18 protein-coding genes are annotated in these 19083 nt (G+C 46.1%); 9 read left to right on the forward strand and 9 right to left on the reverse strand.

Annotated elements, in window-relative coordinates:
* Positions 1-38: 38 nt before the first annotated feature.
* Positions 39-2183: a phosphate acetyltransferase gene (pta, locus tag JMX03_RS01550; RefSeq protein WP_201575950.1), complete on the reverse strand. Its 2145-nt coding sequence runs from the start codon at positions 2181-2183 to the stop codon at positions 39-41.
* 315 nt (positions 2184-2498) lie between these two features.
* The gene (locus tag JMX03_RS01555) at positions 2499-3731 is read right to left on the reverse strand and encodes an acetate/propionate family kinase (protein ID WP_201593987.1); all 1233 of its coding nucleotides are present in this window, start codon (positions 3729-3731) and stop codon (positions 2499-2501) included.
* Between the two features lie 699 nt (positions 3732-4430).
* Here JMX03_RS01555 and lptM point away from each other — a divergent pair.
* The 4 genes from lptM to JMX03_RS01575 all read left to right on the forward strand — a co-directional run bounded on the left by lptM (position 4431) and on the right by JMX03_RS01575 (position 8220).
* Complete coding sequence (lptM, locus tag JMX03_RS01560; RefSeq protein ID WP_201575946.1) at positions 4431-4628, forward strand: LPS translocon maturation chaperone LptM; 198 nt, start codon at positions 4431-4433, stop codon at positions 4626-4628.
* Between the two features lie 76 nt (positions 4629-4704).
* On the forward strand, positions 4705-6057 hold the full coding sequence (gene lysA, locus JMX03_RS01565) for a diaminopimelate decarboxylase (RefSeq protein WP_201593989.1): 1353 nt from the start codon (positions 4705-4707) through the stop codon (positions 6055-6057).
* A gap of 248 nt (positions 6058-6305) precedes the next feature.
* Complete coding sequence (gene dapF / locus JMX03_RS01570) at positions 6306-7193, forward strand: diaminopimelate epimerase (RefSeq protein ID WP_201593991.1); 888 nt, start codon at positions 6306-6308, stop codon at positions 7191-7193.
* Positions 7194-7227: 34 nt separating this feature from the next.
* Positions 7228-8220 (forward strand): tyrosine recombinase XerC, encoded by a 993-nt coding sequence (locus tag JMX03_RS01575; RefSeq protein ID WP_201593993.1) that lies wholly within the window; start codon positions 7228-7230, stop codon positions 8218-8220.
* Between the two features lie 35 nt (positions 8221-8255).
* On the opposite strand, the gene JMX03_RS01580 is transcribed toward JMX03_RS01575, so the two are convergent.
* Complete coding sequence (locus JMX03_RS01580; protein ID WP_201593995.1) at positions 8256-9158, reverse strand: carbon-nitrogen hydrolase family protein; 903 nt, start codon at positions 9156-9158, stop codon at positions 8256-8258.
* A gap of 302 nt (positions 9159-9460) precedes the next feature.
* On the opposite strand from JMX03_RS01580, the gene rpoN reads away from it, so the two are divergent.
* Both rpoN and hpf read left to right on the forward strand, forming a co-directional pair.
* Positions 9461-11170 (forward strand): RNA polymerase factor sigma-54, encoded by a 1710-nt coding sequence (gene rpoN, locus JMX03_RS01585; protein ID WP_201593996.1) that lies wholly within the window; start codon positions 9461-9463, stop codon positions 11168-11170.
* Between the two features lie 394 nt (positions 11171-11564).
* Positions 11565-11936, forward strand: a complete 372-nt coding sequence (hpf, locus tag JMX03_RS01590; protein WP_201575935.1) for a ribosome hibernation-promoting factor, HPF/YfiA family — start codon at positions 11565-11567, stop codon at positions 11934-11936.
* Between the two features lie 204 nt (positions 11937-12140).
* On the opposite strand, the gene thiS is transcribed toward hpf, so the two are convergent.
* From thiS to JMX03_RS01610, 4 genes are all read right to left on the reverse strand, one after another.
* Entirely contained in the window at positions 12141-12341 is a 201-nt protein-coding gene (thiS, locus tag JMX03_RS01595; protein ID WP_201593998.1) for a sulfur carrier protein ThiS, read from the reverse strand.
* Positions 12342-12410: 69 nt separating this feature from the next.
* Entirely contained in the window at positions 12411-12776 is a 366-nt protein-coding gene (locus JMX03_RS01600) for a DUF423 domain-containing protein (RefSeq protein ID WP_201577595.1), read from the reverse strand.
* A gap of 82 nt (positions 12777-12858) precedes the next feature.
* Positions 12859-13722: an RNA polymerase sigma factor RpoH gene (gene rpoH, locus JMX03_RS01605; RefSeq protein ID WP_201577593.1), complete on the reverse strand. Its 864-nt coding sequence runs from the start codon at positions 13720-13722 to the stop codon at positions 12859-12861.
* Between the two features lie 250 nt (positions 13723-13972).
* Positions 13973-14467 (reverse strand): sulfurtransferase TusA family protein, encoded by a 495-nt coding sequence (locus JMX03_RS01610; RefSeq protein ID WP_201594000.1) that lies wholly within the window; start codon positions 14465-14467, stop codon positions 13973-13975.
* Positions 14468-14846: 379 nt separating this feature from the next.
* Between JMX03_RS01610 and JMX03_RS01615 the strand changes: the two genes are divergently transcribed.
* A complete protein-coding gene (locus JMX03_RS01615) occupies positions 14847-16532 on the forward strand; it encodes a M48 family metalloprotease (RefSeq protein ID WP_227695110.1) in 1686 nt (561 codons plus the stop codon).
* Between the two features lie 51 nt (positions 16533-16583).
* Here the strand turns inward: JMX03_RS01615 and JMX03_RS01620 are convergent, their stop codons facing one another.
* Together JMX03_RS01620 and rpsU are read right to left on the reverse strand one after the other, a co-directional pair.
* On the reverse strand, positions 16584-17033 hold the full coding sequence (locus tag JMX03_RS01620) for a GatB/YqeY domain-containing protein (protein ID WP_201575931.1): 450 nt from the start codon (positions 17031-17033) through the stop codon (positions 16584-16586).
* A gap of 401 nt (positions 17034-17434) precedes the next feature.
* The gene (gene rpsU / locus JMX03_RS01625) at positions 17435-17650 is read right to left on the reverse strand and encodes a 30S ribosomal protein S21 (protein ID WP_201575929.1); all 216 of its coding nucleotides are present in this window, start codon (positions 17648-17650) and stop codon (positions 17435-17437) included.
* Between the two features lie 396 nt (positions 17651-18046).
* On the opposite strand from rpsU, the gene JMX03_RS01630 reads away from it, so the two are divergent.
* Both JMX03_RS01630 and JMX03_RS01635 read left to right on the forward strand, forming a co-directional pair.
* Positions 18047-18412 carry a hypothetical protein gene (locus tag JMX03_RS01630; RefSeq protein WP_201594002.1) on the forward strand — a complete coding sequence of 122 codons (366 nt, stop codon included), beginning with the start codon at positions 18047-18049 and terminating at the stop codon, positions 18410-18412.
* Between the two features lie 84 nt (positions 18413-18496).
* Positions 18497-19033, forward strand: coding sequence for a c-type cytochrome (locus tag JMX03_RS01635; protein WP_201594004.1), 537 nt, complete (start codon positions 18497-18499; stop codon positions 19031-19033).
* Positions 19034-19083: the final 50 nt, after the last annotated feature.

Below are 19083 nucleotides of genomic sequence, written 5' to 3' on the forward strand. Positions count from 1 at the left end.
TGAGTTAAATATTGCTTTGGGTTAAATACTATACCCTACTAAATCTCATCACTATACGCTTGAATGGCGGTTAGAGCGATGGTATAGATGATGTCATCAACCAACGCACCACGGGACAAGTCATTAACAGGTTTGTTTAGACCTTGTAGCATCGGTCCAACACTGACGACGTTGGCGCTACGCTGTACCGCTTTATAAGTGGTGTTACCGGTGTTTAAATCTGGGAAGATAAAGACGTTGGCTTGACCAGCGACAAGCGAGTCTGGCGCTTTTTGTTTACCGACACTCATCACTGATGCCGCATCATACTGCAGCGGGCCATCGACTGCCAGATGAGGGGCACGCTCACGGACTATTTGCGTGGCTTTGATGACTTTTTCGACATCTGCGCCGGTACCTGAGGCGCCTGTTGAGTAGCTGATCATCGCAACTTTTGGCTCAATACCAAATGCCGCAGCAGACTGAGCAGACTGGATAGCAATCTCAGCCAGCTCTTCAGCATTAGGATTTGGGTTAATCGCACAGTCACCATAGACCACCACTTGCTCAGGTAAGAGCATAAAGAAGATCGATGATACCAGTGAGTATTGCGGTGCTGTCTTAATCAGCTGAAACGCTGGGCGCACAGTATTGGCAGTGGTATGGATAGCACCAGAAACCAAGCCATCCACTTCGTCCATCTGTAGCATGATGGTACCTAAGAATACCGTATCTTCAAGCTGTTCAGCCGCCATCTCTGGCGTGGTCTTGCCTTTGCGGCGCTCAACCACCGCATCTATATATTTGCTCATATCGAGACTTGCAGGGTCGATAATCTCTAAGCCTTCAGGCAGGATAAGATCGCGGTTTTTGGCGACTTGTTCCACATCTTCACGCTTTGCAAGTAGCACGCAGTTAGCGATACCACGGCTTTGACAGATACAAGCAGCCTCTACTGTACGCGGCTCAGAACCTTCTGGCAGTACCACCCGTTTTTTGGCGTGTTGGGCTTTTTTGACCACCTGATGACGGAACGCAGCTGGCGATAAGCGCGGTTTGTGCTCGCCGCTGAACTGCTCTTTAATCCAGCCCAAATCTAAATGCGCTGCTACATAGCGCGTAACTTCTACAGCGCGTTCAGTGTCATCACTTGGAATCTCAGAGCTCATGTTCAAGAGGCTCTGTACGGTCTCAAAACTATCAGATTCAACACTCATGATAGGTAGGCCAGTCTCCAGAGCAGACTGCCACAACTCGGCGACAGTAGCGTTTGGCGTGACGCCGCCCGTGAGTACCAAGCCAGCTAGCGGAACACCATTAATACAAGCCAGTGCGGCTGCCAGTAGTAACTCATCACGATCACCAGGTACCACGACGAGAGTGCCACGTTTGAACACTTCATCCACGCGTGTCACTGAGCGTGCGGTCAAGCTGATATCATTGATGCGGCGTGTTTTGGCTTCACCAACATTGATCCAAGTGGCATCAAGCTCAGCCGCGATATCCCATGTACGGGGTACGGATAAAGAATCGCTAAAAGGCACCACACCTATCAGGCGAAATTGCTCGGTATCAAAGTAGGGTGACAGACGTTGCACTTCTTGAATGAAACCTTCATCTAAGCTAACAATCGCCTCGCCAGGGGCAACGGGCTGATTTTCGAGGGTGTTTGGTATATTCACCCGCATCAAGATACAGCCCAAAGTACGATCAGAGCCCATACCGCTAAACTCACGAGCATGGACGTCTAGTTTGTCTGCCAGATGAGCAGGTTTGCTGGTATCGACGTTACTGACGAAGATGATTTTGGCATCTAGGGCGTGGGCAATGGCACGGTTGACTTGTGAGGCGTAAGACGCTTCTGTGGTCGACACCAAGCCTTCACAGATGACGACGCCATAATCACCCTCGATGGAGTGATAGTTTTCAACCACTTCTTCCATCAAGTCATCCAGATTGTCATCACCAATCATGCGCTCGACACGTTGGCGATTGATGGATTTAGGCGGGGTCAGACCGAAGGCGTGCATGGCCAAGGCACTTGAGCTGTCTAGGCTGCTTTGTTTGTCTAAGGTATCGTCTTGCAAAAATGGCTTCATAAAGCCGGCTTTGACGCCGTTGTAATCAAGCGCGCGAATCAAGCCGAGAGCGGCTGAAGTGACACCGATACCGCGGCTAAGAGGAACGAGTAAAATGGTTTGCATAGCGTATCCTACTATCTATTAATATGTCCTTGAGGGAGGAGAGACTGCTGACTGCTATTGCCATCAGAGCTGTTTTATAGAATGGCTGTTTTATAGAGTTGCTGCTTTACCGAGCTCATAGCTGGGTAAAATAAGTATTAACATTTAGCATCACTGAGTGAGATTGGGCTGCTATTCATCTAATTGATCAATAGCAGCGCCGCACAATCGTTAAGAATAGTATCGCTCAGCTTGGCTTTGCAAGAGGCGATTATTTAGACAGTTAATCTCTATAAACTCAGCTTCTAAAACAGGCAGTTAATAGCGACTCAGCGCTTAGTCTAGTCCCAATGTTTGGCGAGTCTCTTTGGCAATCTGACATTCTTCGTCAGTTGGGATAACCCACAGCTCAATACTGCTATCATCGCTGTGAAGGCTGCCTTCTGCGCCGCCAACAAGAGAGGCGTTTTTGTCTTCATCAAACTTGATGCCAAAATGACGTATGACATTCAAGATACGCGCACGGGTGGTCGCTGAGTTTTCACCGATACCACCAGTGAAGACAATACCAGTGAATTCAGGTAGGGCACAGCTTAGGCTGGCAAGGTATTTACCCACACGGTAGCAGAACATCTCAATCGCGAGCTGGGCATCTTTATGACCTTCATTAGCGGCTTGCTCAATGGTACGCAAATCATTTGATAAGCCTGAGATACCAAGCAGACCACTTTCGCTATTGAGCATCTTATCGATCTCTTCTAGGCTCATGCCCAGCTGACGCTTTAGATGGACATGCAGACTAGGATCAATATCACCACTACGTGTCCCCATCATCAGGCCTTCAAGAGGGGTCAGACCCATACTGGTGTCTAAGCTCTTGCCATCATAGACAGCAGTTGCAGAGCAGCCGTTACCTAAATGCGCAGTCAACCAACCATGTGGCCCTTCAGCACTCGTAATCTCGCTGGCACGTTCTGAGACGTAAGCATGGGAAGTACCATGGAAACCATAACGACGGATTTTGTGTTCTTCGTATAAGGCTTTTGGCAGCGGATAACGGTAAGCCACCGCTGGCATGGTTTGGTGGAAGGCCGTATCAAAGACGACGACTTGCGGGATTTCAGGATAGATGGCTTGGACAGCTTCGATGCCTAAAGCGTTGGCAGGGTTGTGTAGCGGCGCTAGTACCTTTAGGCGTTTTACTTCTGATAATACATGCTCGTCCACACGTACTGCTTCTGAGTACTCTCGGCCACCATGAACACCGCGATGACCAACAGCGATAAAGTCATATTGCTCAAGTAGCGCAAGGATTTTTTGTAGTGCCAATTCATGACGACCACCTGGAATGGTAATTTCTAACTTTTCACCATTCAAAGTAGTGTGTTTGATGCGGGCGGTATCTAGGCCTAAGTTTTCAGCCAGACCAGTGATACGGGTAGAATCATCTTCACTGATCAAAGCGTATTTGATGGAAGAAGAGCCGCAGTTTAGTACCAGAGTAGGGTTGGTGAGTTTTGATTTACCAGCATTAAGATCGTTAAAAGTAGTGGTTACGCTGTCGCTCATGCTCTATCCTTAGATGGTTTTAGTAGGGGATGGGTCATCACAAATGAGTCATCCATTGAACAAACAAATATCAGCTACATCCACGCTAGCGCTGCGGTGGAGTCTGTCAAAAAACAACACTGCTGATAGCCTATCATTATTGGGTTGCAACTAGATATGAGGTGCGTATTTGCACCTCGCTTACAACCACAAGGTCTTCATATAATGTAACATGTTTTGACTGTTATACCACGACAACTATAAGGATTACAATAAGTAGTGCTCAACTAGTTATAACAACTGTTCACTCGCTGCGTCTGCTATCTATTGACTAATATAGAAGGACATTACAAATTACTGAAATTGTAAGAAAGTTTGTCAAAGCATGAATGAAGCGTTTTTTATAAGTACGCAGCTCCCTTATCTATGTCCAATGTTTTAAAGGTCAGACAAAGATATAAGCCCTATTGAATAACAATAATGCTGTTATAGTCTGTTGCAAGCAAGCCGGTTATATAGATTTAAACTGCTAATAAAAGCTAAGATAAGCACAGCTTTAGCGAATAATGCTATGATTAGCGCCTGTTAGTGTCCACCTTATACAAATATTTAGCATACTTTCAGTGGCTTATTAGGCGGTCAAAAATCTGACCATGGAACTGCCACTGGTAATAATAAATACACCTATCATCTCAATACTGTTGCAAGGTTGATTGCCCTATGTTTACGATACGTCGCTCTTCAAATACTGGCTCATCTGTTGGTGCCAATCGCCAAGCGTTATATGTGCTGCTAATTGGTACAGTCATGGTTGGATTGTCTGGCTGCGGACAAAAGGGCGATTTATATCTAACCGATACCAGTAGTGAAACCATTGCTATTGGAGCAGAGGCTAGTGATGACCCCAATGACTATTAACAGATTGCCACACTGAATAAACTGCTGAATTGAAAACTTTTAATATTAACGAATTGATTAGATGAGAGAGCCCGATATGAGTAATTCTGAGTTGCAAGCTGCATCCGTAACGACCCAAACTGAGCAAGGGTTGTACGTCGACCCTATGGCTTTAACGGCTCATCTACCTGCACTACACTATAGCTATGATGCGCTGTGTATGGAGGAGGTGAGTATCAGTGAGCTGGTAGAGCGCTACGATACGCCGTGCTATGTCTACTCAAAACAGGCAATCCTTGATGTCTATCAAGACTATAGCGACAGCTTTGCTGCGATTGACCATCAGATTTGCTATGCCGTGAAGGCAAACTCCAACATTGCCGTACTCGGGATACTCGCGCAGGCGGGTGCAGGGTTTGATATCGTCTCTCGTGGTGAGCTTATGCGGGTACTGGCAGCAGGCGGACAAGCCAGCAAAGTGGTGTTTTCAGGCGTTGGCAAAACTCACGATGATATCGAGTATGCGCTTACCCAAGGTATTGCTTGCTTCAACGTTGAGTCGGTCAGTGAGCTTATGCTGATTAATGACGTCGCGCAGCAGCTCGATAAGCGCGCGCCGATATCGCTGCGGGTCAATCCAGATGTCGACGCCAAGACTCACCCTTATATCTCCACAGGTCTAAAGGACAATAAATTTGGTATTGCCCATGAGCAAGCATTGGACGTTTATGAACAGTCAGCGGACTTATCGCATATCGATATCGTTGGGATTGACTGTCACATTGGCTCACAGCTCACGGAAGTAGAGCCGTTCATTGCCGCCTTGGATAAGGTCATCGAGCTGGTACATAGTCTGAAAGACAGAGGCATTGAGCTGCGTCATATTGATTTAGGCGGCGGCTTGGGAGTGCGCTATATCGATGAAACGCCCGTTTCGATCAGTGAATTTGCACAGGCACTATTACCCAAGCTTACAGAACTTGGAATGACGGTATTCTTTGAGCCAGGCCGCAGTGTCGTTGCCAATGCTGGCGTATTATTGACGCGTGTCGATGTACTCAAGCCAACTGAACATAAGAACTTTGCTATCGTTGATGCAGCGATGAACGACTTGATTCGTCCAGCCCTTTATCAAGCCGAAATGGCGGTGATTCCTAATGTATTGCCCAGTGCTGGCATAGATACGGCTGGCACGCAGCCGTGGGATATCGTCGGTGCTATCTGTGAGACGGGCGACTTCTTGGCAAAAGATCGCTTATTGTCATTGGCGACAGGCGATATCTTAGCGATCACGGGCGCGGGTGCGTATGGCTTTACCATGAGTAGCAATTACAACTCTCGCGGGCGAGCAAGCGAGGTGATGGTCTCAGAAGACAGCCATCAATTGATTCGTCAGCGGGAAAGTCTCGAAGAGTTATATGCTAATGAGACACTATGGCAAGGTGAATAACGCGCAAAAAATACCCAGCACGCGCAAAAGACATAAGCGCTATAGCTGGTTAGGTTTCATAGTCGCTAAGCCAGCTGGATTTCAAAGTATAGAAGTATAGAGAGGACCCATTGTTATCATGACAGTGGGTTTTTTATGGTCTCTATTTTATTAAGAGGGATATGGCCTCTGGTGCGGTGATAGTTATCATTGTGCTAGGCAGCGTGCTAATATAACGGACACATAAAAATAGAATAGGACAAATGGATATGCTAATAGAATTTACTAAAATGCATGGCCTAGGCAATGATTTTATGGTCATCGATTTGGTGACCCAGCGCCTAGAGCTGACTAAGGAGTTGGTACAATTATTGGGTGATCGGCACTTAGGAATCGGCTTTGATCAATTGCTCGTCGTTGAGCCGCCGATGCGCCCTGATGTTGATTTTAGTTATCGTATTTTTAATACTGATGGCACCGAAGTTGAGCAGTGCGGTAATGGCGCCCGCTGTTTTGCGCGTTTTGTACAAGCGCGCAAGCTGTCATTTAAGCAGCGCCTGCGTGTTGAGACGGCCAGTGGTATTATTTCTCTCACCACTGATCGTTACGGCTGGGTTGAGGTTGATATGAGCAAACCTAAGTTTGAGCCAGACGAGATTCCATTTACTCCAAAAGCCACGACTAAAATTCAAAACGCCTATCATCTGAGCGTAGATGGTACGCCAGTACAATTGTATGTGGCCAATATGGGCAATCCGCATGCCGTTATCAAAGTAGACGACGTACTGGATGCCGATGTTGAAAACCTAGGCAAGGCCATTGAATCGCATCCAGCATTCCCTGACAGAGTCAACGTCGGCTTTATGCAAGTGATGAACCAGCGGCACATACGCTTACGTGTTTATGAGCGCGGCGTCGGTGAGACGCAAGCGTGCGGTACTGGTGCCTGTGCCGCAGTTGCTATCGGTATACGTGAAGGCTGGCTAGATGAAGGTGAAGAGATACGCGCACAGCTATATGGCGGTAGTATGATAGTCCGCTGGCAGCCAGGGTATTCAGTGATGATGACGGGGCCAACTGCCTTTGTTTATGAAGGCGTGTTTAGTCCAGATGGGTTGATGGCGCAAGCGGGTATTAAGCCCAATCCAGCCAGCTAAAAGGGGCTTATATATTTGGTATTAGGTAACACTCATGTCTATAAAAGATGACTATATCTACATGCCTGCTGAATCGATGGAGCTTGATAAGCAGCTACGTGAGCTGCTTGCGCCTGTGCATCGGTGGCTCAATACCTTAGCAGTGCGCAATCACTCAGTGCATACCTTGACGGCGTACTTTGCTGCCCTGAGTCAGTTGGCGCTATTTTTGCGCGGTAAAAGCCTGACTTGGACGCGCTGCGATAAGCGTCAGCTTGCCCAGCATATCAGTCAACGCCTTGACGAAGATAAGCTGGCGCTTGCCAGCGTGCAGCAAGAGCTATCCGCTATCCGGCACTTCTATGGCTGGCTGATTGAAGAGGATTTGGCACGTATTAATCCAACCACGGGTTACCAGTTAAAACGCAGTCCGAGACCTTTGCCTTCTATTGCAGATGTAGACTTGTTGACTCAGCTACTGGATCAACCCATTCCTGATACTCCTGAGCAGGCGCGGCTGTGGTTGCGTGACAAGGCCATGTTTGAGCTTCTTTATAGTAGCGGTCTACGAGTGGGTGAGTTGGTCGCGCTCGACACGACAGACATAGACTTAACGGATTTGCGCGTACGCGTGATGGGTAAGGGCAATAAGACCCGCATTGTGCCCATAGGCGCAAAGGCTGCTGCCGCTATTACCCGTTATCTGCCGCATCGTAATCTGTGGGTAGAGCAGCAAGACAGTGCGTTATTCATCAGTGAAAAGCTTGGTACGCGGTTATCGACACGGGCAGTGCAGCAGCGCCTCAAGGTCGCAGCAACACGTGCTGGCATCTCGCAAAACCTATATCCACATCTGCTGCGTCATTGCTTTGCCTCGCATATGCTCTCGGGCAGTGGTGATTTGCGCGCCGTTCAAGAGATGCTAGGACATAGCGATATCAGTACGACGCAAATCTATACTCATGTCGACTTTGCCAAGCTGACGCAAGTTTATGACCGAGCGCATCCGCGAGCCACACATATCAAGCAAGATACAGAAGAAAGCTAGAACCTACTAAATAATAGGCTCTACCAAATGCTAAGCTAGGCCAAACGATGACAATCAAAAATGGGCATTTTTTGTCGGCCTTGCTGCTGCGCCTCTTTATCTAAAGTGGCAAATACTAGCGCATAGTCGTTGTCAGCCGCTGCGTCTTGTAGCGCACTATTATCATAGTTGTCTACCACTGTGCCATTAAAGTCAGTAATCGCAGTATGACCCCATGTCTCACGCGTCTTGCCGTTTTTATAGTGATGCTCACCGCCCTGTGCCGCTCCAATCACCATACACTGACTGTCTAAGGCACGCGCTTGCAACAGCAGTGACCAGTGCGCTTGACCAGTCATATAAGTAAAGGCTGAAGGTGCACTCAGTATATCGGCTCCAGCTTGTCGCAAGCGCTGAGCCAGTGCTGGAAAACGTAAATCAAAGCAGACCATCATGCCTAGTTGAAAGCTGGTATCGTTTAATTCAATAGGCGCTACGACTGTCTGCGTGCCTGGCTCAAAGGTTGCGGCTTCATCATAGCTGCCCTGCTTGTCGGCAACGGTTGCAGTAAATAAATGAATCTTGTCATAGCGTGCCACCATCTTGCCATCTGGCGCAAATAATAGGCTGACTTGACGTAAACGACCATTAGGTACAGCATTACCATCAGGGCGATACAGACAAGGAAGCGTGCCTGCGAGTAAGTAAATACCTTGCTCGCGTGCATAGCCCGCTAGAGTTGCTGATAGCTCGTCAAAGCGCTCAGCAGTTGGAAACTGCCGTCCCATGCTACAGCAGTTCTCAGGTAGTACGATGAGTTTGGCTCCTTGCGCACTGGCCTCACTGATGGCTGATTGAATAGTGGCAAGGTTGTTTTCGATGTCTTGCTGAGTGTTCATTTGTACCGCAGCGACGGTCAGCTTATTATTGTTCATCGTGTCGTTCGTGATGTCATTCATAGTATTGTTCTCAATTAGCATTTGTAGATGCAGTGACTCTTAACTGGTTTTTTATTTATATGATTTTTTATAAAATGCATTAAGGAGACGCTCTAAAGGGTTGACGGATGTTTATCATTAGTCTTTGATTGCTTATATGGCTCTATGCGAAAGTAAATAACCAGATTAGAGACATAGAAGAGAGATTATCATAGCAAAGCGGCTACGAAAAATGCTATCGTCATGACTTACGCAGTTAGGTTACCAGTTTAACTAGCATAACATAGACAAAACCACCACTACCGGAGTGCAATAAACCAGCCATGAGTATGTCGTTCGGATTGGCAGCTACGCTAAGCACCTCGCAAAAGCTAACGCCACAGATGCAGCAAGCAATCAAACTGCTTCAACTCTCAAGCCTTGAGTTGGCGCAAGAGGTGCAGGCGAAGCTAGACAGCAACCCTTTGCTTGAGCGCGTTGAGGAAGAAGATGAGTATGATGAATTCGATAGTGACTCAGTAGATGACTATCCTGAGCTCTCGACGCTTGAGATGTGGAACAATGAGTCGACAGTGAGCTTGGCTGCAGAAGGCTCTGACACTGTTGAGAGTGCAGATTTCGAGTTTGAAGATACCTTTAACGACAGCTTAGATATGTTGCAGCAAACCACCATCGATAATGATGCTATCGACGATGTTGCAATGGATAATGACTATCAGAGCAGCGATTACACCAGCAGTGACAACCAAGACAGCGATTATCAAAACAGCGTGAGCGATATAGATTATAGTAGCTTTGATACGGGCAGCTTTAGTAGTGGTAGCTCATCGTCTGCGCTTGCGGACTTTGATGATTTTGATAGTTACCAAGGCAGTACCAGTGCTACTATTCAGGATCATGTACGTTGGCAGCTTAATTTTAAGCGCCTATCAGATACGGATACGGTGATAGCAGAGTACTTAGTCGATTCGATGGATGACATGGGTTTCGTGCAGCTAGATATCGATGAGTTGTTACAAACCTTAAATATGATGGCCAGCTTTTATCAGTGGGAGCAGCAGGTTGAGCGCGAGGAGATTGAGGTGGTGCTGCGTGTCATTCAATCTTGTGACCCACTAGGGGTAGGTGCGCAGAGTTTGAGTGAATGTCTGGCTATCCAACTGGCCAAACTTGATCCTAACACCGAACACCTTGAATATGCTCAAAAACTGCTATCAGCAAGCGAGCATTTGGTCAGTAATAACATCAAAGCATTAACCGATATCACAGGTTTGTCACCATCGCATATCACACCGGCACTTGAGCTGCTGCGCACGTTAAATCCTGCACCAGGATTGGCGTTTCAGAGTAGTCAGCCTGACTATGTTCAGGAGCCAGAAAGCTATGATATTCCCGATGTACTCGTAACGCCCATACGTTATCACAATGCTGAAATTGCAGGGCAAGATGGTGGCTGGCACGTACGCCTTAATCCAGAGACGCTACCAAAGCTGCGTGTCAATCAAGAGTACGCAAGCCTAGTCAAGCGTGGCGACGATAGCCCTGATAATCAATATCTGCGCGAAAACCTCACCGATGCCAGACTGTTTATTCGTAGTATTGAAGAGCGTAATCAAAACTTATTAAAGGTCGCTAGCAGCATCGTGCGCCGTCAGGATGAGTTTTTGCAACAGGGTGCTACTGCCATGCAGCCACTCATTTTGAAGGAAGTCGCAGAGGAAGTTGGCTTGCATGAATCTACAGTCTCACGTCTGACTACCAGCAAAAGTATCTTGACGCCGCAAGGTCTGTTTTCACTCAAGTATTTTTTCTCATCGCATGTGAGCAGTAGTGATGGTGATATCTCGTCAACGGCCATCAGTGCTATGATCAAGCAGCTGATCACAGATGAAGACCCAAAAAAACCACTCTCAGATAGCCGTATTCAAGCTCAGCTACTGGCTGAGGGTATCGATATTGCAAGGCGTACAGTGGCCAAATACCGCGAAGCAATGAATATTGGCTCATCGACTCAGCGCAAAAAGAAATACTAAGGCGCGCTGAGATAAGACGCGACTTAAAAAATGTTTACCACTTTTTAGAAAGGTTATATTAACGCAAGCGATTATTAAAAATAAAATTTTTCGATTATATACAATTTAGCAGTCAATATAAGATTTATTTACATTTATTTACATTATAGCGTCTTGCTACTATCCGACTTTCATGACAAATTAGAGTCATACCAACGATGATTACCACCCAGTTTGTCTATATTAAAACACGTGATCAAAAACTTAATTAAAAAGCGTGTGGATAAGGTGGTGATAAAAGGATACGCCACAAAATATAAGATGAACTAGTTGAGGTTGTTGGTACAGTAGGATGCTTTAGGTAGGAATGCCAAAGCATCTATTTACTATCAGTAATAAATATAAGGATAAGTATATGAATGTTTCTATTAGTGGTCACCACATCAGCGTTACTGAGGCGATGGACACAGCAGTCCGTGAGAAACTTGAGAAAGTAGAACGTCATTTTGACCAAATTCAAAGTATCCAAGTCATTTTGTCACTAGACAATAGCGGTGGTGGTAAAAAAAGCCATAAGGCTGAAGCCATAATGCGTGTTTCAGGTCATGAAATGTTCGTACAGTCGTATGATGATGATATGTATAAAGCCATTAATGACATGGCGGATAAACTCAGTAGACAAATCCGCAAATATAAAACCCGTCTAGAGCGCAAAAAGACACAAGGTGCAGGACGTGATGGACGCTACCAAGACCTTGCCGATACGGATGCAGCACCGGCAGTTTAGTTATATAAAGGTTAATGAAGAGTGGCTAAATAATAATAAATAGTCTAAATGCCCGCTTCATTAACCCTTTATCAATACAAGAAAAAAGACCTCAAACGTTTGCTACGTTGAGGTCTTTTTTAGTATCTATGGCTTTAGAGGCAGTCAATCAAATGCAGTGACTTAAAGACAGCCAATGACAATAATCAATGTTAATAGTCGATCCTAGCCACCACCGACAGCTTGTACGACTTCAATACTCATGCCTTCGGCGATACGCAACTGGCCAAGCTCACTCTTTGGAATAAGCTCGCCATTGACCTCGACAGCATAGCGGCCTTTACTAAGCCCTAGCTCATTAACGACGAGCTGTACCGTTTGATGAGTGGTTTGTAAGGTCTGTCCATTGACAGTAATAGTACTCATAGTGTTTTCTTCCTATAACTGAAACTGTTTATTTTTTCTAGATGACTGACGGCATAACGAGGGCTATGGCTAAGGTTTTATTCGAAAAGCAGTCACTGCCAACCACGTCCAACCTGCGATCATCAGCACGCCACCGATAGGGGTAATCGCCCCAAACCAACGCGGGGCTCCAAGTGTCATGGCAAATAGGCTACCAGCGAAGATGATGACACCGATTTGTAATAGCCAAGCGGTGGCTTGAGTGGCGTAGTTTAGGCGAATCAGCAACCCAACCATCAACAGCCCTAAAGCATGGATAAAGAGATATAGGGTTGCAGTGTGCCACCAAGCCAGCTGCTGGGCATTGACCATGCTTTTAATACCATGAGCACCAAAAGCACCCAAAGCCACAGCGACAGCCAGATTAATCGCTGCAATGCCTATCCAATTTAACATCATAAAACTCTTACTATTAAGGAGTTGAGTGCTTACTCCTTGCTACTAATGACAAGCCCTAGCGAACAGCGGTTATGTTTATTTATTGAATATCATCGGGCAATATAACGCTATCGATAGTCATGGCGTCACGGATTTTATCCATGGCGTTTTTCTCGATTTGGCGTACCCGCTCTGCAGAGATGGAGTAAACTGCCGCCAGCTCATGCAAGGTTGATTTTTGCTCAGAGAGCCAGCGCTGCTCGACGATATCGCGTGAGCGATCATCTAGCGTATCCATAGCGGCGACCAAGGCTGAAGTATTGCTGTCTTCCCAGTCAGACTCTTCTACTATCTCTGCTGGATCCACGCCATCTTCTAAGAACAGCTGCGGCGCATAGCGACCATCATCGTCATCACTAGATTGAGTCTCAAAAGAGGCGTCATAAGACGTCAGACGAGACTCCATCTCTAGCACCTGTTTGCGGCTGACATTGAGATCTTTTGCGATGGCATCCGCTTCTTCTAAGGTTAGCTGGTTATTGGTCTTTTTTAAACTGCGCAGATTAAAGAAGAGCTTACGATGAGCTTTGGTGGTGGCGACTTTGACGATACGCCAGTTACGAATCACAAACTCATGAATTTCAGCTTTGATCCAATGCACAGCAAAGGAGACCAAACGCACGCCCTTATTAGGATCAAAACGCTTGACGGCTTTCATTAAGCCTAGATTGCCTTCTTGAATCAAATCCGCTTGCGGCAAGCCATAGCCAGAGTAGCTGCGGGCGATATGAATGACGAAGCGCAGATGTGACATAACCAATAGGCGTGCAGCCTCGACGTCGCCTTCGTCATAATAACGATGGGCAAGCTCCTGCTCTTGAGTGGGCGTCAAAATTGGGATTTGATGGACAGTATTGATATAAGCGCCCAGATTCACTCCAGGAGCAGATAAATGCGTCGGCATAGCGGGCACTAAATCACGCGTGCTCGTATCTTCTAAGGCACTAGAGTCATAGGGAGGGCGTTTAGAGGCGGCTTCTAGTGCCGCTTCACGCGCTGCGTTTTTCTGAGTAGCACTGCTATCAGTAGTGCGCTTTTCTTTGCTAGGCGCTGAGTTGTTAGGAGGAGTAGCCATATTCTTGACCTTGATCAAATAAGTAAACAATTATGCAATTGAGAATTTTTATTATCTTAATTGTAAAGGATAGTCGCGCTTAGTTGCTATCAGTTTTGGTAATGATGAAGTGAAATATTGTATCGGGCGGCTGTTTTGGCAAGCCATGCGTGCCATTCACTGTTTGCCCGCCAGTCATTTTATTTACCGTTAATAACAGCGTATCACCATGAGCAGCTTGCTGGGTTTGGCGACAAAAAGCAGTAATATCTGCTTGTGAGTTGGGATCAGTGGCGACAACATACAGTGATTCAGCAGTCGCCACATCACGTAGAGCCACTTTGGTTTTTAATAATGGCATGGGGCAAGCCATGCCGCGTCCGTCAACCATGCGCTTAATATTAACGGTTGATTGATCGACTTCACTGTCATCGCTGCTTTCAATGGCGCTAATGCTTTCAATGGCGCTAATACAGTCAGGCGGCAACACAGCCAATAGGGACTGTGCGGTATCCCGCTCAGCATCAGATAATTCTGATGATAGATATACCTTAAAAGGTACGTGCATGTTGATAGAATGACTGTCAGCAGACATAACAGGAACCCTTAAAGTCTTAGTGTTTAGGCTTGAGGTGTTAGCCATGAGTTTTGATAATTGTATAAGACAGGATGCTAACACCAAACATTGATCAGAACCGCTCATTATAACAAATTGCTGCTTAGCAATTGCAGTTGAATATAATCATCATAAGATTGAGTCGATTAGAACCAAACGGCTGCTGCATGAGTATCTTGAAGATAGTAATTACGTGATCGATATGCAATTGTTTCACTATAGAATTACACAACCATGTTGCACGAAAGTGACGCGCTGCCTAGACATTGGTAGCCAGAAGAACACTGCAATTGACGTGGTCAGGTCAACCTCGTATAGTCAAAAATGATGATATTGCCAAAAGCATAGGATGCAGACATTGAACCACTATAATAATAACACCACTCGAGCGACTGGCTTTGTGACCAGCCAATGTAACGCAGGTAGAGGAAAAAGGCGACATTATATCGGGCTGCTGACACTGGCAGCTTTGATTAGTAGTCTTAGTATGCAGGGTAATGCGCTGTCTTTTGCAAACGCCAATACTGCAAGTTTCAATGCTAGTACTAGTACGCCATCGGCCTTATCTGGTCCAACATATGGCTCATGGCAGACCAAGAATTACGATGAGTTAGAGCTGCCAAGTTTGCAAGGTCAGGGGCTAAGCTTTTCCGATCAATATCAAAATAAGCTCGTCGGTGAATGGGCGCTGCAAAACATCAACGGCCGCATAAAGATGGAGCATGACCCTTGGATTCAAGAAACCATAAAAGACATGACATGGCGCATGAATGCCCAAGTGCGTCAGCAAGCACCATTGGCTTTGGTGGTCATTGATAATCCGAGTATTAACGCCTTTGCGGCGCCAGGCGGGGTAATAGGGGTCAATACTGGTACCATATTGGCCGCAAATAGCATGGATGAGCTGGCCAGTGTTATTGCGCATGAGGTGGCTCATGTGAGCCAGCGTCATTATGAGAGCGGTGCAGATGAGCGCAAAAAAGCCTTACTGATGCAGATAGGTGGCATGTTAGCAGCGATTGCGGCATCGGCCGTGGATGGTGATGCTACAGCAGCAGTCATGATGGGCAGCCAAACAGCGATTATGAATAGCAGCATGGCTTTTAGTCGTAGCAATGAGCGTGAAGCTGATCGGGTGGGCATGCAAATCATGAATCAAGCTGGTTATGACCCACGCGCCATGCCAAGGTTTTTTGCCACGATGAATCAAAAAAGCCAGCTCAATCAGGTAGAAAACCAGTTTTTGCCAAGCTTTGTACGCTCGCATCCTTTGAGTAACGAGCGTCTCAGTGATACACAAAGCCGTGCTCAGCGTTATCCCTCCTTATCGCTCATCCAGCAGCAGCGTCATCAAGCGTTATTTGACTTGCTCTATTGGCGGGTACAAGTTATGGGCAAGCATGCCTCGGAGACGTCCCTGACGACCGCCGCCAAAAATAGCATTGGTGCCAAACTGGCCTTAATGTATTGGTATAGCGAGCAACAGCGTTTTGACGACGCCAATGATCTTATGACTGAGATGAGAGCTTTACCTACTCGGCAACAGCAATCTATAGAGCCCCTACTATCCATCACTCATAGCCAAGTGCTGAGTGAGCAAAACAAATGGCAACAGGCGGCAGAAGTACTGACGCGTCAGCAGCGCCTGTACCCTGAGCGCCGCGATTTGCGCTTATATTTGGCGGAAGCGCTCACCAATAGCAATCAGCCTCTGCAGGCACAAACCTTGCTAAAACCACTCATTCAGCAGCAGTCTAGTGATCGCTATGCGTGGCAGAGTATGCAACTGGCCAACGAAAAGATGGCCAAAACGGCAACCTCACCGCAAGTGGCACGCATTGCTACCATCAATGCGCTGCGTTATCGCAGTCATGACCAGCTATGGAATGGTCGTTATGACTCAGCGCTGACTTCACTCACGCAGGCCAAGCAGCTTGCAGAGCAGATGCAGGCGAGTGGCCAAGGCAGCAGTGCTCGTCCGCTCCTTGCGAATATCACGCAAGAAATAAAAGACGTAAAAACCGCGAAAGACTATAAGCCTTAAGCGGTTATTAGGAGGTCAGAGGTGTTATTGCTCATTGATTTTGACGAAGCTTTAGCCTTGTAGCGCTTCTTTTACCAGCTTTGAGATGAGAGCAGGATCGGCACGGCCAGCGGTTTTGTTCTTTAGCACACCCATGACGCTACCCATATCGCGCATTGAGGTGGCACCTTGTTCAGCGATCTCAGCCTTTACCAATGCTGCAATTTCTGCTTCGTCCATTTGCTTGGGCATGAACTCATTGATGATATCAATCTCGAACTGCTCTTTGCTCGCCAGATCATCACGGCCATTTTCTGTAAAGATGCCCAGTGACTCTTGGCGCTGTTTAAGCTGTTTTTGTAGTATCTCTAAAACGCCAGCGTCATCCAGCTCTGTTTGACGGTCAATTTCAATTTGCTTAACGACTGCTTGCACGTTGCGTAGCACTTTGACGCGCTCAAGCTCACGGGCTTTCATAGACGTTTTGATATTATCAGATAGGGTTTGTTTAAGTTGGCTCATGATTGTTATTGTTCCTTATGTCATTGAAATCTTATGTTATTGAAATCTTATGTTATTGAAATCTTATGTTATTGAAATCTTATGTTATTGAAATCTTATGTTATTGAAATCTTATGTTATTGAAATCTTATGTTATTGAAATAAAAAATAAACGCAACGCTAATATAAACGCAAATAAACGCAACGCTAATATAAACGCTAAGGCATCATACTAAAAAGTGTAGCATAAAAAACGCCACTGATATCAATGGATAGCAGTGGCGCTGAGATATATGGGGATAATCTTAGTTTCAATTATGGTCGTTACAATTACTAGCCAATATTATCGAAACTTAATATCCAACCTCATTATCGACCTTAACAAACATAATTGGTGTTAGTAAGCAGTCGTTAATAAGTGATTAGTACATACGCGTAGTACGGATAGTTTCGCGTTGTAGTTTTTTCTTGTAACGCTTAACGGCAGCGGCTTTTTTGCGCTTACGCTCTTGCGTTGGTTTTTCATAAAACTCACGTTTACGTACATCTGATAACACACCAGCTTTTTCACAAGCACGCTTAAAACGACGGATAGCGATATCAACTGGTTCGTTTTCTTTAACCTTAACTGAAGGCATGAAGACTCCTTTTGGATGAGATATAAGGGCATTAGTTTGGCTGTGTATTAGTATTTAGCCGCAATATCTCAAGATTGCAGGCATCAGCTCAAACTAGGATTATCTTGCGCTATAGCACAAGGGCAACTATTCTACTAAAAAATACCAGTAAAGTCAAAGCCTTTAGGGCATTTATGTATGACTATCTTATTGTTTTATAGTGAATAAATAAGGTTTTTTGAGATTTACTACTTAACTTCTGGAGTTTTTCATTCGAGGCAGTCCTGAAACTCTTAACCAATCACAATAAAAAACCCTACTGTCTATAACGTATTCAGTGCAGTTTATGCTATGATTATTTCCATACAGTAATAGATTTTTTTACGCTTTTATGTCAATTTTATTGAGGGTTTTAGAATGAAAAAAACAGCATTAAACATGGCGTTAAGTACCGCACTCATCATCAGCTTTGGTATGGGTATCAGTGCCTGTAGTGGTGATAAAGAATCAAAGGTCTATGCACCTGATCGCGTTGATGAAGCGGCTGAGCTTGCTCGTAGCAACGCGCCTGAAGCTGAAGTAATGGATTTTCCAGAAGTGGAAGTAGTGGCGACAGATGCTGAAGCAGATACTAGCATGGCAACGGAAGAAGATGCGATGGCAGATGAGACGCTAGAGTCTGATGCTGATACAGCAGATACAGAGGTGGCTGACGCCGAAACGCCTGCCGCGGATGCTGTTGCAGCAGATGACGAAGTAGAGCCTGAGCCAGCAGCCAGTTAATAGCTGCCAGCGTATTTCGAGTAATATGAACGTGTGAATGGCAATAAAAGCCATTGCTATAAGCCAATCGATAAGGATTTGAGCATGGATTGCAAACAACAACGTACGCAGACAAAACCAAGGGGTAAATTGCTTTTGTCTGCCATGAGCCTTAGTGCGTTATTAGCGCTTAGCGCTTGTAGTGGTGACAATACAGCTGCTGAAGAGCCTGCGGCTGTCAACGAGACCGAAACAGTAGTGGTTGAAGCGCCAGAAGCAGAGACTGAGGTTGTCATTGATGAGCCCGTGGCGGAGCCTGAGCCTGAAGAGGCGGTAGTCGTAGAAGCTGAAGAAACTGCCGTGGAGCCCGAGCCTGTCGCTGCTGAGCCAGTAGTATTGTCTGCAGATACGGGCGCCAAGATATATGAGGCAAACTGTAAGCTATGTCATGAAAGCGGTTTGCTAAGTGCTCCAATACACGGTGACAAAGCGGCGTGGGCTCCTCGCCTTACTAAAGATAAAGAAACGCTCTATATGCACTCTGCAAAGGGCTTTAACAAGATGCCAGCACAAGCCACTGACAAAGTGAGTGAAGCTGAGGTTCATGCTGCTGTTGATTATATGCTCGCAGCGGTAAGCTAAATCAGCTTACTAGCCATTGAAATTTGCTAAACTGGCCGTCATTGTAGCTT

Source organism: Psychrobacter fulvigenes (assembly GCF_904846155.1).
Taxonomy (GTDB): Bacteria; Pseudomonadota; Gammaproteobacteria; order Pseudomonadales; family Moraxellaceae; genus Psychrobacter; species Psychrobacter fulvigenes.

Coding starts and splice junctions, on each gene's coding strand:
- JMX03_RS01580 (WP_201593995.1), bottom strand. CDS start 9,158: ATGAATGACATCACGAACGACACGATGAACAATAATAAGCTGACCGTC.
- JMX03_RS01630 (WP_201594002.1), top strand. CDS start 18,047: ATGAAAAAAACAGCATTAAACATGGCGTTAAGTACCGCACTCATCATC.
- hpf (WP_201575935.1), top strand. CDS start 11,565: ATGAATGTTTCTATTAGTGGTCACCACATCAGCGTTACTGAGGCGATG.
- JMX03_RS01610 (WP_201594000.1), bottom strand. CDS start 14,467: ATGTCTGCTGACAGTCATTCTATCAACATGCACGTACCTTTTAAGGTA.
- JMX03_RS01635 (WP_201594004.1), top strand. CDS start 18,497: ATGGATTGCAAACAACAACGTACGCAGACAAAACCAAGGGGTAAATTG.
- dapF (WP_201593991.1), top strand. CDS start 6,306: ATGCTAATAGAATTTACTAAAATGCATGGCCTAGGCAATGATTTTATG.
- JMX03_RS01555 (WP_201593987.1), bottom strand. CDS start 3,731: ATGAGCGACAGCGTAACCACTACTTTTAACGATCTTAATGCTGGTAAA.
- JMX03_RS01575 (WP_201593993.1), top strand. CDS start 7,228: ATGTCTATAAAAGATGACTATATCTACATGCCTGCTGAATCGATGGAG.
- rpoN (WP_201593996.1), top strand. CDS start 9,461: ATGAGTATGTCGTTCGGATTGGCAGCTACGCTAAGCACCTCGCAAAAG.
- JMX03_RS01600 (WP_201577595.1), bottom strand. CDS start 12,776: ATGTTAAATTGGATAGGCATTGCAGCGATTAATCTGGCTGTCGCTGTG.
- lysA (WP_201593989.1), top strand. CDS start 4,705: ATGAGTAATTCTGAGTTGCAAGCTGCATCCGTAACGACCCAAACTGAG.
- rpsU (WP_201575929.1), bottom strand. CDS start 17,650: ATGCCTTCAGTTAAGGTTAAAGAAAACGAACCAGTTGATATCGCTATC.
- pta (WP_201575950.1), bottom strand. CDS start 2,183: ATGCAAACCATTTTACTCGTTCCTCTTAGCCGCGGTATCGGTGTCACT.
- JMX03_RS01620 (WP_201575931.1), bottom strand. CDS start 17,033: ATGAGCCAACTTAAACAAACCCTATCTGATAATATCAAAACGTCTATG.
- lptM (WP_201575946.1), top strand. CDS start 4,431: ATGTTTACGATACGTCGCTCTTCAAATACTGGCTCATCTGTTGGTGCC.
- rpoH (WP_201577593.1), bottom strand. CDS start 13,722: ATGCCGACGCATTTATCTGCTCCTGGAGTGAATCTGGGCGCTTATATC.
- thiS (WP_201593998.1), bottom strand. CDS start 12,341: ATGAGTACTATTACTGTCAATGGACAGACCTTACAAACCACTCATCAA.